16 protein-coding genes, 1 tRNA gene and 1 pseudogene are annotated in these 14613 nt (G+C 42.4%); 13 read left to right on the forward strand and 5 right to left on the reverse strand.

Annotation, left to right across the window (positions count from 1 at the left end; genetic code table 11):
* Window positions 1-54: 54 nt before the first annotated feature.
* Window positions 55-1281, reverse strand: coding sequence for an RNA-guided endonuclease InsQ/TnpB family protein (locus DACSA_RS05565; protein ID WP_015228806.1), 1227 nt, complete (start codon window positions 1279-1281; stop codon window positions 55-57).
* Window positions 1282-1946: 665 nt separating this feature from the next.
* Between DACSA_RS05565 and mnmG the strand changes: the two genes are divergently transcribed.
* Together mnmG and DACSA_RS05575 are read left to right on the forward strand one after the other, a co-directional pair.
* The gene (gene mnmG / locus DACSA_RS05570) at window positions 1947-3854 is read left to right on the forward strand and encodes a tRNA uridine-5-carboxymethylaminomethyl(34) synthesis enzyme MnmG (RefSeq protein WP_015228807.1); all 1908 of its coding nucleotides are present in this window, start codon (window positions 1947-1949) and stop codon (window positions 3852-3854) included.
* Between the two features lie 4 nt (window positions 3855-3858).
* Entirely contained in the window at window positions 3859-4551 is a 693-nt protein-coding gene (locus tag DACSA_RS05575) for a retropepsin-like domain-containing protein (RefSeq protein ID WP_015228808.1), read from the forward strand.
* On the opposite strand, the gene DACSA_RS05580 is transcribed toward DACSA_RS05575, so the two are convergent.
* Window positions 4505-4720: a hypothetical protein gene (locus DACSA_RS05580; protein ID WP_015228809.1), complete on the reverse strand. Its 216-nt coding sequence runs from the start codon at window positions 4718-4720 to the stop codon at window positions 4505-4507. The genes DACSA_RS05575 and DACSA_RS05580 overlap by 47 nt on opposite strands.
* Before the next feature lie 51 nt (window positions 4721-4771).
* Between DACSA_RS05580 and DACSA_RS05585 the strand changes: the two genes are divergently transcribed.
* The 6 genes from DACSA_RS05585 (at window position 4772) to DACSA_RS05610 (ending at window position 9156) form a co-directional block, all read left to right on the forward strand.
* Entirely contained in the window at window positions 4772-5290 is a 519-nt protein-coding gene (locus DACSA_RS05585; protein ID WP_015228810.1) for a hypothetical protein, read from the forward strand.
* Between the two features lie 2 nt (window positions 5291-5292).
* Entirely contained in the window at window positions 5293-6177 is an 885-nt protein-coding gene (gene rsmH, locus DACSA_RS05590; RefSeq protein ID WP_015228811.1) for a 16S rRNA (cytosine(1402)-N(4))-methyltransferase RsmH, read from the forward strand.
* 87 nt (window positions 6178-6264) lie between these two features.
* Window positions 6265-6765, forward strand: a complete 501-nt coding sequence (locus tag DACSA_RS05595) for an HNH endonuclease (RefSeq protein ID WP_015228812.1) — start codon at window positions 6265-6267, stop codon at window positions 6763-6765.
* A gap of 126 nt (window positions 6766-6891) precedes the next feature.
* Window positions 6892-8130: a DHH family phosphoesterase gene (locus DACSA_RS05600; protein WP_015228813.1), complete on the forward strand. Its 1239-nt coding sequence runs from the start codon at window positions 6892-6894 to the stop codon at window positions 8128-8130.
* Between the two features lie 3 nt (window positions 8131-8133).
* Complete coding sequence (sixA, locus tag DACSA_RS05605; protein WP_015228814.1) at window positions 8134-8628, forward strand: phosphohistidine phosphatase SixA; 495 nt, start codon at window positions 8134-8136, stop codon at window positions 8626-8628.
* Between the two features lie 270 nt (window positions 8629-8898).
* Window positions 8899-9156 carry a DUF2442 domain-containing protein gene (locus tag DACSA_RS05610; RefSeq protein WP_015228815.1) on the forward strand — a complete coding sequence of 86 codons (258 nt, stop codon included), beginning with the start codon at window positions 8899-8901 and terminating at the stop codon, window positions 9154-9156.
* 444 nt (window positions 9157-9600) lie between these two features.
* Here DACSA_RS05610 and DACSA_RS05620 read toward each other — a convergent pair whose 3' ends face one another.
* A complete protein-coding gene (locus tag DACSA_RS05620; RefSeq protein ID WP_015228816.1) occupies window positions 9601-11019 on the reverse strand; it encodes a hemolysin family protein in 1419 nt (472 codons plus the stop codon).
* An 18-nt stretch (window positions 11020-11037) separates the two neighbouring features.
* Window positions 11038-11370, reverse strand: a complete 333-nt coding sequence (locus tag DACSA_RS18905) for a hypothetical protein (protein ID WP_015228817.1) — start codon at window positions 11368-11370, stop codon at window positions 11038-11040.
* A 53-nt stretch (window positions 11371-11423) separates the two neighbouring features.
* On the opposite strand from DACSA_RS18905, the gene DACSA_RS05630 reads away from it, so the two are divergent.
* Window positions 11424-11496: transfer RNA gene (locus DACSA_RS05630), tRNA-Ile, on the forward strand.
* Window positions 11497-11500: 4 nt separating this feature from the next.
* On the opposite strand, the gene DACSA_RS05635 is transcribed toward DACSA_RS05630, so the two are convergent.
* Window positions 11501-11950: a hypothetical protein gene (locus DACSA_RS05635; protein WP_015228818.1), complete on the reverse strand. Its 450-nt coding sequence runs from the start codon at window positions 11948-11950 to the stop codon at window positions 11501-11503.
* A 250-nt stretch (window positions 11951-12200) separates the two neighbouring features.
* Between DACSA_RS05635 and DACSA_RS23015 the strand changes: the two are divergent.
* The 4 genes and pseudogenes from DACSA_RS23015 to DACSA_RS05650 all read left to right on the forward strand — a co-directional run.
* Window positions 12201-12386 (forward strand): annotated as a pseudogene (locus DACSA_RS23015) (hypothetical protein); the annotation flags it as partial.
* 110 nt (window positions 12387-12496) lie between these two features.
* On the forward strand, window positions 12497-13063 hold the full coding sequence (locus DACSA_RS05640; RefSeq protein WP_015228819.1) for a Crp/Fnr family transcriptional regulator: 567 nt from the start codon (window positions 12497-12499) through the stop codon (window positions 13061-13063).
* Between the two features lie 29 nt (window positions 13064-13092).
* On the forward strand, window positions 13093-13695 hold the full coding sequence (locus tag DACSA_RS05645) for a DUF1517 domain-containing protein (protein WP_015228820.1): 603 nt from the start codon (window positions 13093-13095) through the stop codon (window positions 13693-13695).
* Window positions 13696-13711: 16 nt separating this feature from the next.
* Window positions 13712-14599 (forward strand): hypothetical protein, encoded by an 888-nt coding sequence (locus DACSA_RS05650; protein WP_015228821.1) that lies wholly within the window; start codon window positions 13712-13714, stop codon window positions 14597-14599.
* Window positions 14600-14613: the final 14 nt, after the last annotated feature.

Raw genomic sequence — 14613 nt, forward strand, 5'->3', positions numbered from 1 at the left:
TTACACCGAGGGCTTCTAGCCTCACAGCCAAAAGATTTCCTGCGTCGCACTGATCTAGGACTGGTTTCCCAATCCCCCGACAGATCGCTCTTGATGGGATTTCCCATCGGTAGCAGGCAGTTTCCTTTCCGACGAGTCCCGCCGTACTAAATCTTCACCTCGATTTCTTAAGACTTGAGCGGCTGCAACATCTCTGTCCGCTTCATAGCTACATTCAGGACAACTATGCACTCTAACGCTCAAGTCTTTTTTGACATGAACACCACAATTTGGACAAGTTTGACTTGATCCCCTTGCATCAACAACATCAAAATATTTTCCACGTTTCCAACAGACTTGTTGAGTAATGGTTCGGAACTGTCCAAACCCTCCATCCAACATTTCTTTTCCAAGCATTCCTTTAGCTGTAATGCGGTAATCTAAATCTTCCATGAAGATCATGTCACCAGCGTCACACAAAGCATGAGCCTGTTTATAGTGGAAATCTTTTCGAGTGTTGCTAATCTTGTGGTGCATTCTTGCCACCTTGATGCGTTGTTTCTCGTAATTCTTTGACCGTTTCTGTTTTCTAGAAAGTCTGCGTTGGAGTGATTTCAACTTCCCTTGCATTTCCTTGAAAAACTTCGGCGGTTTGACGAGAACGCCATCACTGGTTGCTAAAAACTTCTCTAATCCAATATCAACTCCTAAAGCATGACCATGAGGGGGTGGATCAGGTACTTCTACATCTAATTGAATACAAACTGAAACATACCATCGGTTTGCTTTTCTAATGACTCGAACTTGCTTAACCTGAAACCCTTCTGGGATTGGACGATGAACATTAATTCTGATTTTCCCCACTTTGGGTAAACTAATTTGCCCACCTGTAATTGGGTTTTCCTTAAATTGAGGAAAAAGAATCGACTTAAACTGTCCAAACTTTTTGAATCTCGGAAACCCATACCCTCTTTCTCGAAAAAAATCCCAAGCTCGATGTAACTGCTTAATGGTTTGTTGCAGAACTTGAGAGGGAACTTCTTTTAATCTAGTCCATTCCTTTTTCGCTTTTGGGAGTTGATTTAGTTGATTTAATTCGCTAGGAAATTTAGCATCAGCAGGAATGATATATTCCGAAACTAAACTACATCGGTCAATGCTACATTTTCGACTATTACACCAATCTTTAATTTCTCGAAGAGCGTAATTATATGCACTTCGACAAACTTCCATGATCTCAAGAAGTTTTTCTTCTTGAGATTGATCGGGATAGATTCGGTACTGGTAGTTGAAAGTTAACATCGACCTAATTTATTGGTAACTTCTCTATTGTAAAATGTTTATCATAGACTGTCAACTTGTTAATTGTTAGAGTCAAGGAGGCGCGCTTCGCGCTTTAATTGGTTGGGCGACGATTCATCATCCCAATAAATCGAAGATTATATTGGGAGTCTTCTCGTCGCATTGAGATAAACATGAGCGCGAACCATAAAACGTTACTGTTGAATGCGACAAACCTCTACCAAACTTTCAGTCTCAGTCAAAGATTTGTCAAGAAGTAATCAGAGATTCTAATCAAAAATGGCTTAAGTTATAAGTCTTTTCTATCAAATCCGCCTCTTAATCTTTCTTAACAGCAAAAAAAAGAGAGGGATTCTTGACGAGAATGCGCCGTTTCAGGTATGATACAGAAAATAAAAATCCAAAGGGATGTTCTGTCTTTCAGTCAAAAAATCGATTTAAAACCCTGATTGTGTCGTCTGCGTTCTCTGGATTTTGTCAAGTTTTTTGAGAACAACTCACATGGATTTTTGTTACAGAATGGGAAGAATTATTAAGCACAGTTGACAGATTCAGAGAAATATGCGTGGCATGGTGAAGAGAATAAACCCGCTCATTGGTAAGGATAACATTTCCCGTTGCTAAGATGTAAATCAGGTGGGAAACAAACAAGAAATAACATAACTATGATCGATTCTCCCGTACAATTCCAAGATGAATTTGATATCGTTGTTGTCGGTGCTGGGCATTCTGGCTGTGAAGCTGCCCTCGCTGCTTCCCGTTTGGGGTGTCGCACCTTGATGTTAACCCTCAACTTAGATCGAATTGCCTGGCAACCCTGTAACCCTGCCGTTGGCGCACCCGCAAAGTCGCAATTAGCCCACGAAGTAGATGCCCTCGGTGGTGAAATTGGGAAAATGGCCGATCGCACCTACTTACAAAAACGAGTCCTCAACGCTTCACGGGGTCCGGCGGTATGGGCGTTACGCGCTCAAACTGATAAACGAGAATACTCGCGGGTGATGCGTCAGATTGTGGAGAATCAAGAGAACTTAACCCTACGGGAAGGGATGGTCACAGACTTGGTTTTGGGAGAGAACCAAGAAGTGATCGGTGTCGAAACCTACTTTGGGACAGCGTTTAAGTGCCAAACCGTTATCCTCACCACAGGAACATTCCTCGGCGGTTGTATTTGGGTCGGAAATAAATCAATGGCGGCGGGACGATCGGGAGAATTTGCTGCCGTAGGGTTAACAGAAACCTTGAACCAATTAGGATTTGAAACGGGACGACTGAAAACTGGAACCCCGGCACGAGTGGATAAACGATCGGTTGACTATTCCAATTTAGAAGCACAACCGGGAGACGAAGCCGTGCGCTGGTTTAGTTTTGATCCAGAAGTTTGGGTGGAACGGGAACAAATGTGTTGCTATCTCACCCGTACCACCGCAGAAACCCATCAAATCATTCGAGATAATTTACATCTGTCTCCAGTTTATGGCGGTTGGGTGGATGCGAAAGGACCGCGTTATTGTCCCAGTATTGAAGATAAAATTGTTCGGTTTGCTGACAAAGAAAGCCATCAAATTTTTATTGAACCAGAAGGGCGAGACATTCCCGAATTGTACATTCAAGGCTTTTCAACTGGACTCCCAGAAAACTTACAATTAGCAATGTTACGGACGCTTCCAGGCTTAGAAAATTGTAAAATGTTGCGTCCTGCTTATGCGGTGGAATATGATTATTTACCCGCGACTCAATGTTATCCCACTTTGATGACGAAAAAGATTGAAGGATTATTTTGTGCAGGACAAATTAATGGGACAACGGGTTATGAAGAAGCTGCCGCACAGGGAATTGTTGCGGGAATTAATGCGGTGCGTTTTGTACAAGGAAAAGAGATGATTGTGTTCCCACGAGAGGGAAGTTATTTGGGAACGTTAATTGATGATTTATGTACGAAAGATTTGAGAGAACCCTATCGAATGTTAACGAGTCGATCGGAATATCGGTTGATTTTACGATCGGATAACGCTGACCAACGATTAACACCTTTAGGACGAGAAATTGGTTTAATAGACGATCGACGCTGGGAACTTTATCAAGAAAAACAAGGGAATATTACCGCCGAAAAAGAGCGTCTTCATGGAACAAGAATTAAAGCCCATGAGGAAGTCGGTAAGCAGATTGTAGCAGATACGGGACAAAAAATTAAAAGTTCAGCAACTCTCGCGGAATTATTACGCCGTCCTGGTTTTCATTATGCTAACCTCGCACAGTATGGTTTAGGTAATAAACAACTCCATCGAGTGGAAAAAGAAGGGGCTGAAATTGATATCAAATACTCGGGCTATGTTCAACGTCAACAAAATCAAATCGACCAAATTACGAAACAAACGAATCGCCCTTTACCCACTGATTTAGACTATATGAAAATCGATACTTTATCAATGGAAGCACGGGAAAAGTTAGCGAAAGTGAAACCTTTAACGATTGGTCAAGCGTCTAGAATTGGAGGAGTTAATCCAGCGGATGTGAATGCGTTATTAGTGCATTTAGAAATCAAAAATCGCAGTAATTTAGTGGAACATTAAAGGAATGAATCAGTCTTCTCAATTGAGTAAAGATTACGCGATGTTGCAATGGTTGAATCATCATCGTTCAGAGGTTTTGGAGTTATACAAAAATCAATACATTGCTTACGATGAAACTGGAGTCATTGCTAATGGTGAAAATTTACAGGAAGTGTTAGCTTTAGCGAAAGTAGCGAGGGATGATTTCTCGATTTATTTAGTTCCTCCTCAACGGTGTTCGGTTCAAATTTTACCGATTTATTTTCGTTCGGTTGTTCGTCACCAATGGCAGCCCAATTATCAGGTCATTCTTAAGCATAAAGAGAAGGAAATAAAAGCTAGTTTATTGGTGGATTCTGGTGCAGAAATTAGTCTGATTTCCCACAAGTTAGGGGAAGATTTAGGCTATACTTTAGCAGATGCTGAGTCATTATTATCCGCAGAAACGATCGGGGGAAAGGTGGAGTATGTGTTGCGAAATGTAGAGATGATAATTGATGGTTATTCCTTGATTGTTCCCACAGCTTGGTTACAAACTCCGATCGAGAGTGAACAATTACTTTTAGAAAGAGAGTTGTTTGCTCTTATATCAGGTTCAGCTAATTCCTTAGAATTGGTGTTGGGTTTCGCTTCCCTTCACCCAACCTACTCCACTTTAAATGCACACCAGCTTAATTGTTGTCTAAGTCAGAATCAAGCTGACGCAGTTGACCTTTAATGGCTTGCGATCGAGCGATTAAATCATCAATTTTGGCTTCTAATTGCTTCCGAAAAGATTTCGACATTTGGTCTCTTCGCAAGTGAACCGAAAGCAAATCACGAACGATCGTTTTCGCTAATTCTCTGACTTGTTTTGCTTGTTTATAGAGGATTAATTCTTCTTTCATCCTTCTAAAATTTGTTAAATTAAAGACAAACAGGAGAGAGAGAGACGAGCAATGAGTGAAACTGGAATTACATTTGAACAAGCGATCGAGCGGACACAAGATTTAATTCAGAAGCGGGAAAACGGAATCATCGAAGCAAACCAACTTCAAGAGGAAATTAGTGGCTTAGTCGCCACAGAAAACGGCGCGAGAGGCTTTTTTGTCGCTTACCTCACGAACAACTCCTCTTTTCCAGATCAGCCCTCAGAAGCCGTATTAGTCGCGTTGAAAACGTCTCCAGAATTAGTCAGTGAGTTACTGGTGAAAAATGTAGCAATGTCCACCGCTATGGCAATCACTCATCGCCGTCAAGATAATGAAAGTATGGCACAAAGCTCCGATCGCGTCCAACAACGCAGCTTAAATTTAATTCAACATCTTAAGCAGCAATTAGCCCAAGAGAAAGCCCAACGAATGCGAAACAGTGCGCTAACAGGAGAAGGAGAAGCAGATATCGCCTTTTTTCAGCGTTGGGGGTATGATCAAGAACAACGGGAAGCGATCGCGCAACAATTAGAGAAAATCTTGTAATAATGACTCTAGAAACCTTCTTTCATCTTCCTGTCTTAACCGAAGCCGTGATTCAAGGATTAAACATCCAAGAAAACGGACATTACCTAGACGCAACCGTTGGCGGTGGTGGACATAGTGAATTAATCTTAAACAGTGGCAAAAACATTAAATTAACCGCATTGGATCAAGATGAAAGCGCGATCGAAGCGGCAAAAAAAAGACTCGCCTTTGCGCTTCCAGAACAAGTCAAATTTCACCACATCAACTTTAGCCAGTATCATCCCGAAACCGAATTTGATGGCATTTTAGCAGACTTAGGCGTAAGCTCAACCCAACTTGATCAACCCGAAAGAGGCTTTAGTTTCAACAAAGAAGCCCCTTTAGATATGCGAATGAATCCCCATCAAACCCTAACCGCAAGTGACATTATTAATCACTGGGATGAAACCACACTCGCCGACATTTTCTATCAATACGGAGAAGAAAGACACTCGCGGAAAATTGCGAGGAGAATCTTACAACAGCGTCCCTTCTATCATACAACCGAACTCGCCAGCGCGATCGCCCTGTGTTTCCCCCCTCAAAAACGCTATGGGAGAATCCATCCTGCTACCCGTGTTTTCCAAGCACTTCGCATCGCTGTCAACAACGAATTAGAGAATCTGAAAACCTTTCTGGAAACCTCTCCCCACTGGCTAAAACCCGAAGGAAAAATCGTTCTAATCAGTTTTCATAGCTTAGAAGATCGTCTCGTTAAACATGGCTTTCGCGAACATCCCCAACTAGAAGTGTTAACCAAAAAACCGATCGTAGCCACCGCAGAAGAAAAACAAAAAAACCCTCGCGCTCGTTCTGCTAAACTGAGAGTGGCTCAGAGAATTAATCCCAATCTCACTAACCCTTAAACTTTCCTTAAACTGAAAAAACTCTGACCCAAGCAGACTTGTGCTAACATCTGGAGTAATATTAAATCAAATTTAGATTTTGAGACAATGAGCAAGGTTTTGGTGCTAAACGCCTCCTACGAACCGCTCAACCTCACCAGTTGGCGAAGAGCGGTAGTTTTGTTGCTCAAAGGGAAAGCGGAACAACTGGAATATAACGGTAAATTCATTTACACAGACTTTCCTTTACCGACAGTAATCCGTTTGCGGTATTACGTCCGAGTACCTTACAAAGAAATACCTTTGACCCGTCGGAACATTTTAGAACGAGATAGCAATCGTTGCCAATATTGCGGCTACAAAGGAGATCAACTCACTTTAGATCATGTTATCCCCCGTTCTCGCGGTGGTGGAGACAGTTGGGAAAATATGGTCGCCGCTTGTGTCCGATGTAACGTCAAAAAAGGCAGTCGCACGCCCAAGGAAGCGGAAATGCCCTTGGCACGTCCTCCCCGTCGTCCTTATAGCAGTCTCCATTTTGAACTTGCTAGACATATTCAAGGGGAACGCAATCAAGAATGGCGCAAATATGTCATCGGTATTCCTTAAGCTAGGTGATCATAACATAATCAGGAAAACCAAAGCAAGATATAATTTTCGATTAGACAGGGAAATTTTTCTCTGTCTCTTTGATATTGGTAGGATAGCGATCGATGCTAAAGTTTGGGTGCTAGAATGTCCTCGAATCTGATTAACGTGAAAAATTCGACTAACAATCAAGAGAAGCAAACGGCGACAGAGACGAAAAACTCGCCAGAAGTGATTCCATCGTCTTCACAAAATCATCAAGAAACCGATGCTTCTTTAGACGAAATTATAGACGCATTTAAAAAAACTTTAGAGCGTCATCGTGGGGAAAGACAACTGGTAATCATCCAAGATTTCCCTGATCCTGATGCGTTATCTAGTGCTTGGGCTTACCAACTGATCGCTCAACAATACGAGATTCAATGTGATATTGTCTATGCTGGAATTCTCTCTCATCAGGAAAACATCGCTTTAGTGAAATTAACCGCCTTACCTGCGAAACGATGGGGAATTCAAACGCTGAAAGAACGAGATTTATCCGTTTATCAAGGTTGTGTTTTAATCGACACCCAAGGCACAACCAGCCAATTAATGCCTTTAGTCCGTGAACAAAAACTTCCGATTACAGTGGTCATTGATCATCACAGTGATCAAGGAGATGTCAATGCAGAATTTATCGACTTACGCAATCAAACTAGAGCCACGGCAACTATTTTAACCCAGTATATCCAAGCTGGTTTAATTAAATTTAATAGCAGTAACAGTAAGCACGTAAAATGTGCGACTGCTCTCATGCACGGGTTGCGATCGGATACTAATCGCTTAATGCAAGCGCAAGAAGAAGATTTCCTCGCCGCCGCTTATCTGAGTCGTTTTTATGATGTAGAATTATTAAACGCGGTGTTACAAAGTTCTCGTTCTAAACGAGTAATGGATGTGATTGAGCGCTCATTGCGAAACCGTGTCGTCCAAAATAACTTTTGTATTGCGGGAGTGGGTTATTTGCGCTACGATGACCGTGATGCCATTCCCCAAGCCGCCGACTTTTTAGTGACAGAAGAAAATGTCCATACCGCAGTGGTTTATGGAATTGTTCACAATGAAGATGAGGAGTTAGAAGTGGTTATTGGGTCACTACGCACCACAAAATTAACCCTTGATCCTGATGAGTTTATTAAAGAGGCTTTTGGTCGCGACACGCAAGGAAGATATTTTGGCGGCGGACGTTATATGGCGGGTGGTTTTGAAGTGCCGTTAGGATTTTTGTACGGGTTTAATGATCATTCTGACTATGCCAAACTGAAGTGGGAAGTATTTGATACTCAGATTAAACAGAAACTGTTGCGCTTGGTTAATCCTGATGATAGTGTGATTAAGACTGATTAAAAAATGGAAAAACAGGTTTATTTAATTCGTCACGGAATCGCGATCGATCGCGCTTTATCAGAAGAAGATGCAACCCGTCCCTTAACTGAAAAAGGACGTAAAAAAAACGAAAAAGTTGCCAAAAAACTGAAAGATATTGGCATCAATTTTGATATAATTTTAACCAGTCCCTTACTCAGAGCGACACAAACCGCAGACATATTAGAAAAAGAGGGACTGACAAAAACCTTAGAAACTTTTTCTCCCCTTGCGCCTAATGGGAACATTGAAGATTGGTTAAATTGGTGGGAAGAAAACGCACCAGAAACAGTGGCATTAGTGGGACATGAACCCAATTTAGGAAACTGGTCAGAACTCTTAATTTGGGGAGAAATAAAAGGAAAATTAGTGGTAAAAAAAGCAGGAATCATTGGTTTAAACTGTCCGCAAGACCTCTCTCCTTTTGGCAATAGTGAGTTATTTTTATTAACTTCTCCCAAATGGCTACTTTCACAATGACCAACTAAGAGATTCACTGTAGGTTGGGTGAAGAGAAGCGAAACCCAACATTAATTAGTCATCATTGTAGAGACGTTCCATGGAACGTCTGTACATTGGTCATTAGTCATTGGAAAACAAAGAACAAAGGACAAAGGACGAAAGACAAAAACGTAGGTTGGGTAAAGTTTACGAAACCCAACAAAAATTAGTCATTAGAGAAAACGTAGGTTGGGTAAAGTTTACGAAACCCAACACCAATTCTAAAAAATTGAACTTTTGGAGTAGATTATGCTAAAAGATATTATCCAAGTCATTCCCAAAGAAAACTATAAACTCTATCTCAATTTTGAGGATAATTGTGAAGGAGTTGTTGATATTAGTCAACTGGTTGAATTTTCTGGTATCTTTGCACCGTTACAAGATTTAAACTATTTCCAAACTGTTAAAGTTAATCCAGAATGGGGAACAATTTATTGGTCTAATGGTGCAGATTTAGACTCAGATGTGCTATATTCTGTTGTTATATCAAGTTCGCTCGATCAATGATAAAGAGTAGGCCCTAGTGAAGCGAAGCGAAACCCAACACACATTATAAGCAATTACCCGAACTTGATATTACAGGAGAAAAGATTTTAGTGAATAACTATCAGTCATCAGTGACGAGTTAGCAGTGAATTAATAATCGATCATTGATGTTAAATTAGTAACTGATTAGTGTTGGGTTGCGTTTCTCTTCACCCAACCTACGGGGTTGTTGGGTTTCGTTGTTGGGTTTCGTTTCCCTCCACCCCACCTACAGTGAGTTTTACGAGTGAAAGCCCCCAGAATTGGGGGTTTGGGGGCAAAGTTGGGTTTCGTTTCCCTCCACCCCACCTACAGTGAGTTTTACGAGTGAAAGCCCCCAGAATTGGGGGTTTGGGGGCAAAGTTGGGTTGCGTTTCTCTCCACCCAACCTACGGGGTTGTTGGGTTTCGTTTCTCTCCACCCAACCTACGTGTCTTCTGTTGTTTCTATCTCCTCAGTAGGAGAAGGATCATGGCGATAGATGCGAACTTGAGACAAACGCGGACCATCGGTAGCGACGACTGTAATTTCTAAGTTGTCATAGGAAAGGGTTTCTCCTTGATGAGGGATTTTTTGGAATTGATACAGCAAAAACCCGCCGATGGTTTGATATTCATCGGTAATCGGTAAGTCTAAGTCTAAGAGTTCGTTCACCTCTTCTAAGTTCATTTGTGCTTGTACTAAAAATGTTTGTTCATCAAGCATCTGTAAGGCGGTTTCTTCTTCTCCTGTCGCACTTCCTCCTAATTCGCTGTCATCGCCAATAATTTCGTCGATTAAGTCTTTTAGAGTCACTAAACCTGCTGTTCCCCCAAATTCATCCACAATCATCACCATTTCTAAGCGAGAACGGCGCATTGTTCCTAAAAGTTCTCCTAAAGGGGTAAATTCGGGAACAAAGCGCACGGGACGAATCCAAGCACTAATGTTTGTTTCTGGGGTAAGATGACCTTTAGCAAGGGGAATGGCGAGTTCTTTAAAGTCGATCATCCCGATAATGTCATCTAAAGAATCCCCTGTGACTGGATAACGGGAATGTCCACTTTCTACTACTTCATTGAGGAGAACGGAAAATGTCGCTTCTCTGGGGATAGACGTGATTTTGGTACGAGGAACCATGATTTCTTCTACTGATACCTCGCTGAACTCAAAAACGTTGTTCAGGAGTTCTCTTTCTTCTGCTTCTAGCCCGATCGATTCTCTCTCTGTTGCGATGATCAGTTGCAGTTCTTCAGAAGTAACTCGATTGTACCAGCTATGAGGACTATATTCTAAACCGACTAAATGCAGCAGGGTTTGGGTGGATTGATTCAGTACCCAGATAAACGGGTAGAAGAGTCGGGAAATCACTAAACTCGGTGGTGCAAATAAACGAGATACTTGTTCGGCGTAATGAAGTGCGATCGATTTCGGAGAGAGTTCCCCTAAAATGATTTGTAGGTAGGCGATGAGGAAAAATGCCACAGGAATCGCGATCGAGTGCGCGATCGTTCCTGTCCATTGTTGTCGCACGGGCAACTGATTTAAACCAGTTGCGATCACAACTGCCATTGTGCTTTCTCCGATCCAACCTAGTGCTAGACTAGAGAGAGTAATTCCCAGTTGCGTTGTCGATAACAGTCGATCGAGCCGTCGTTGGAGGGTTTGTACAACTTGCGCTTGCGGATCACCATTTTCCACTAACTGACTAATGCGCGATCGACGCACCGCCACCATTGAAAATTCTGCCGCCACAAAAAACGCATTAATGGCAATCAGCAAAAACACAGACAATAACCGTAAAAGCACATCTTGAACAGTTATCTCCACATCAGCAGCGATCGTTACAAATAATAAAGGATTCAAAGCACTTCCACAAATGAACTAAGGAGATTGAATGAAACTATCATCGTCATTATTATCCTGATTTTTAGGGGCTTTGCTTCCATCTAAAGGGATTGCTTTTTCTTGCTTGCGATTCATGATCGCATTCACTTGTTTCAAAACCTCTGCTTCCGAAATCGTTATGTTTCCGTTATCAGAAGACTGATCAGGATTAGCTAACCCTTGATTATTACGCACCTTCACATCTGGCTGCGACACATTTTTTAGAGCTTCATCGCCTGCAGTATATCCTTTTAAGCCACTAATCACACCACTTCCGATCATCACCACGACAAAAATCAGAATAAAAGCAAGGGTAGAATTAAATTTCATAGAAAAAAGAAACGAATTAGATGTTAAATTATAATTGGTGTTAACTTCGAGAACCAGGGTTGGCCGAGCGGTTGAGGCAACGAACTCATAATTCGTCTTAGGCAGGTTCAACTCCTGCACCCTGGATGTATCAATTCTGAGCATTGGGAGAACTCAGAGAGCGATCGTAAGGGTTTTCTAAATCACGAGTGCGAATCGGTTCTCCTCCCGCTTGTTGTCTCAGATAATCCTTGTAGAGGATATGAACTAAATTGGTGTCGCGGGTTAATTCGTTTTCAGGGAAACCAGAGCGCTCTTTATCCCCCACTCCTAAGATTAATTGCAATTGTGCTTCTTGGGAACGATTTGTGAAAAAGTTTCCCGATTCATAGGTGATTGCTTTTTGAAATAAGTCTTGGACACTTTCATAAATAATGGGAGTGGTGAAACCCGACTCCTCACCATCGGTTTCGGAGTTGGAATCAGCAAGACTGGGAGTTGCAAATAAACCCAAACCGAAACTCCCCATGATTAAGGAGATCAGCGTTGCTAGAACGAAGCGCGATCGGTTTTTCTGAACCAATTGTAATGGAAGCTGCATTGATTTAAGGAATTACTATCTTAATTTTTGGCTTAATTCTAGCAAAGAATTCAGGACTTGCGCCGCCGAAAAAGTCCCCCAGGATTGGGGGATTTAGGGGGCAAATGCGTAATTTCAAGTCCCCCAGGATTGGGGGATTTAGGGGGCAAATCAGTTGGCTTGAGTGTATTGTAAGGCTAAGGTTAACACTTCTGAGCGATCGATCGGTTTCGAGATAAAATTTGTCGCCCCCACAACCTTCGATCGTCAACAATCCCAACAGTTAGCCGAAGCAGCAGAACGGGAACGGCGGGCGATCGAACTTTTGATGGCGGTTCGTCCTGCTTGAGATAGAAACTTGACGGTTCGCGCTCCTGTGACTGATGATGAATTAGGAACGATCGCCGATGCGTATAACAATGATTCGCCATCAAATCGATCGAAAACATTAATGGTTTGATTATCAATCGTTAAACTTCTCTTAACAGACAAAACCAAAACCTATGATAGGTTGTCATTGGGCTAATATGCAAAGTTACTAATCATTGGTAACGATTCACGAGAAAGATGGCTTTAACCACAGAATTCCCCAGTTTTCCACAGAAACTGACGCGCCTTCCCTTTAGTCGCAATGATTGTATTCCCGCTCGTCCTGATCTACTCTGGTTTGTAGAATGGGGAATTGTTCGCACCCTCACTTGGAACGAAGAAGGAACAAGTGTTATCTTGGGCTATTGGGGCGCTGGTGATGTCGTTGGTCAACCGCTTTCTGGGGTGTATCCCTATCAGATGGAATGTTTGACCAGTGTTGAAGCCACTTCCATTCCCTCTGAACAATGGTATCGCTTTCTGGATGGGATTATCGCTCATTCTAAAGCTACAGAGGAATTGTTTAGTATTATTCGCAGTGAACGGGTTTATAATCGTTTAGATAAACTGTTGATTTGGTTGGGAAATAAGTTTGGTCGTAGCGTTGGCCAAGGCATCTTAATCGATCTTCGTCTCACTCATCAAAATATCGCTGAATTGATTGGCACAACACGGGTAACAGTGACGAAGTTGTTGAAAGAGTTAGAAGAAGAAGGGAAAATTATTCGTCAACAACGCCATTATATTATTCTTTGTCGGGGATAATAAAGAAAAACATCAGGATAATTGGTATTATGGCAGGATGGCGCGATCGAGTCGAAAAATTAAGAGGACGAACTCGTTTTGTTGTCCTCCGAGTTATGTTACATTTATCGGGAGAAGACGCTCCACCGCAACTGGGAGTGTTTAATCGCGTCGCTCAAAGCGCGATCGAAGCAGAAGGGGATTTACAAGTCATGGGAGAAGGATTAGTGGAAATTTGCGAATCCCTCCTTAGAACTCCCAGCAGTTGGCAATCTGTAGCGAACGAAGGCGATGTGTTTTGGGATGAAGGTGAAGCCTCAGATTACGTGAATGAATTATTTACCGACTCCGCGCAGCGTTATCTCAGTGACACCGTAGCAGACAATGGCGACGAAGAAGACGAAACGCTTTCCCTTCCCATCAGCCGTAACGTTGTCCTCATGTTAACCGTTGCTTACACTGGGGAAATGGAGTCTCTCGAAACTGACTTGTCCGACATTGAAGTTTTAGAAAACGCCTTCAAAGATTTAATCAATCTCCATTACAATGATCGTCTAAGAGCGATTCAAATTCATTTCTCCCCTGCTCATTTTGGTGACGAATTGACAAACGACCAAGTGATCGAAAATTTCCCAGAATTAGTCCCGCTTTAAAAGATTTTATAATCCCATGATTAAACCAATTTTCCGTCAAACCTTGACCTTTGTGATGATTGCGTCTCTCTGTTGGACAATGGTGGCTTGTGGTGGTGATAACCCTCCCCAACAACAATCTCAGCAATCGGCTTCTAATTCTCAACAAACCAACACCCAAAGTAATCTCCCAGATGGTAAGTATGAAGTCCAACAAGCCAGTTACGATGATGTTAGTGGGAATTATCGCTTATTTCTCTTTAACGCTAATCCTCCTGTTTTAGAGAAAGACAACATCAAAATGGCACGTTTGACACCTGAAGAAGTGGAAAATGGAGAGAACAGTTATTTATTAGTAGAAAATGGTGAGTATTCGCTGCATTTAGCCGAAGATTTCCGCATCGAGTATCTTCATGGGGTTGCCGAAACTCGCACTGATCCCCAAACTGGAGAACAAGAACGGGTGATTGTGCGTCGGGAATCTAATTTTTGGGCGCCCTTCGCTGGTGCGTTAGCTGGTCAAGCGATTGGTAGTATGCTATTTCAACCTCAATACTATGTTCCCCCTGCTTATCAGTCGGGAAGCAATGTGATGACGGGATATGGCGGTTATGGGAGTAGTTATTCTCAAGCTGTGAACCGTTATCAAGACCGCTATCAATCACCGCCACCTTCGGTTCAAAATCAACGGGCGCAAGTGAGAACTACAGGAAGCATCGATCGAACCACCAATCGCGATCGCAATTCTAACACTCGCACCAACTCATCGGGACGTAGTACGGGATCAGGAGTAGGAACAAATACTTTAAGAGGGAACGATTCTAATAACTCCTCGAAAACCCGCACTCGTAAATCGAGAGGAAGTGGTTTCGGTACGGGTAGCGGTTCTCGCCGTCGTTCTCCCAGTCGTCGCAGAAGGCGATGAAATTAGCGTATTAT

This window comes from Dactylococcopsis salina PCC 8305, assembly GCF_000317615.1.
Lineage (GTDB): Bacteria > Cyanobacteriota > Cyanobacteriia > Cyanobacteriales > Rubidibacteraceae > Halothece > Halothece salina.

Excerpts from the sequence above, each read along its gene's own strand:
- DACSA_RS05565 (WP_015228806.1), bottom strand. The coding sequence starts at position 1,281 with ATGTTAACTTTCAACTACCAGTACCGAATCTATCCCGATCAATCTCAA.
- mnmG (WP_015228807.1), top strand. The coding sequence starts at position 1,947 with ATGATCGATTCTCCCGTACAATTCCAAGATGAATTTGATATCGTTGTT.
- DACSA_RS05575 (WP_015228808.1), top strand. The coding sequence starts at position 3,859 with ATGAATCAGTCTTCTCAATTGAGTAAAGATTACGCGATGTTGCAATGG.
- DACSA_RS05580 (WP_015228809.1), bottom strand. The coding sequence starts at position 4,720 with ATGAAAGAAGAATTAATCCTCTATAAACAAGCAAAACAAGTCAGAGAA.
- DACSA_RS05585 (WP_015228810.1), top strand. The coding sequence starts at position 4,772 with ATGAGTGAAACTGGAATTACATTTGAACAAGCGATCGAGCGGACACAA.
- rsmH (WP_015228811.1), top strand. The coding sequence starts at position 5,293 with ATGACTCTAGAAACCTTCTTTCATCTTCCTGTCTTAACCGAAGCCGTG.
- DACSA_RS05595 (WP_015228812.1), top strand. The coding sequence starts at position 6,265 with ATGAGCAAGGTTTTGGTGCTAAACGCCTCCTACGAACCGCTCAACCTC.
- DACSA_RS05600 (WP_015228813.1), top strand. The coding sequence starts at position 6,892 with ATGTCCTCGAATCTGATTAACGTGAAAAATTCGACTAACAATCAAGAG.
- sixA (WP_015228814.1), top strand. The coding sequence starts at position 8,134 with ATGGAAAAACAGGTTTATTTAATTCGTCACGGAATCGCGATCGATCGC.
- DACSA_RS05610 (WP_015228815.1), top strand. The coding sequence starts at position 8,899 with ATGCTAAAAGATATTATCCAAGTCATTCCCAAAGAAAACTATAAACTC.
- DACSA_RS18905 (WP_015228817.1), bottom strand. The coding sequence starts at position 11,370 with ATGAAATTTAATTCTACCCTTGCTTTTATTCTGATTTTTGTCGTGGTG.
- DACSA_RS05635 (WP_015228818.1), bottom strand. The coding sequence starts at position 11,950 with ATGCAGCTTCCATTACAATTGGTTCAGAAAAACCGATCGCGCTTCGTT.
- DACSA_RS05640 (WP_015228819.1), top strand. The coding sequence starts at position 12,497 with ATGGCTTTAACCACAGAATTCCCCAGTTTTCCACAGAAACTGACGCGC.
- DACSA_RS05645 (WP_015228820.1), top strand. The coding sequence starts at position 13,093 with ATGGCAGGATGGCGCGATCGAGTCGAAAAATTAAGAGGACGAACTCGT.
- DACSA_RS05650 (WP_015228821.1), top strand. The coding sequence starts at position 13,712 with ATGATTAAACCAATTTTCCGTCAAACCTTGACCTTTGTGATGATTGCG.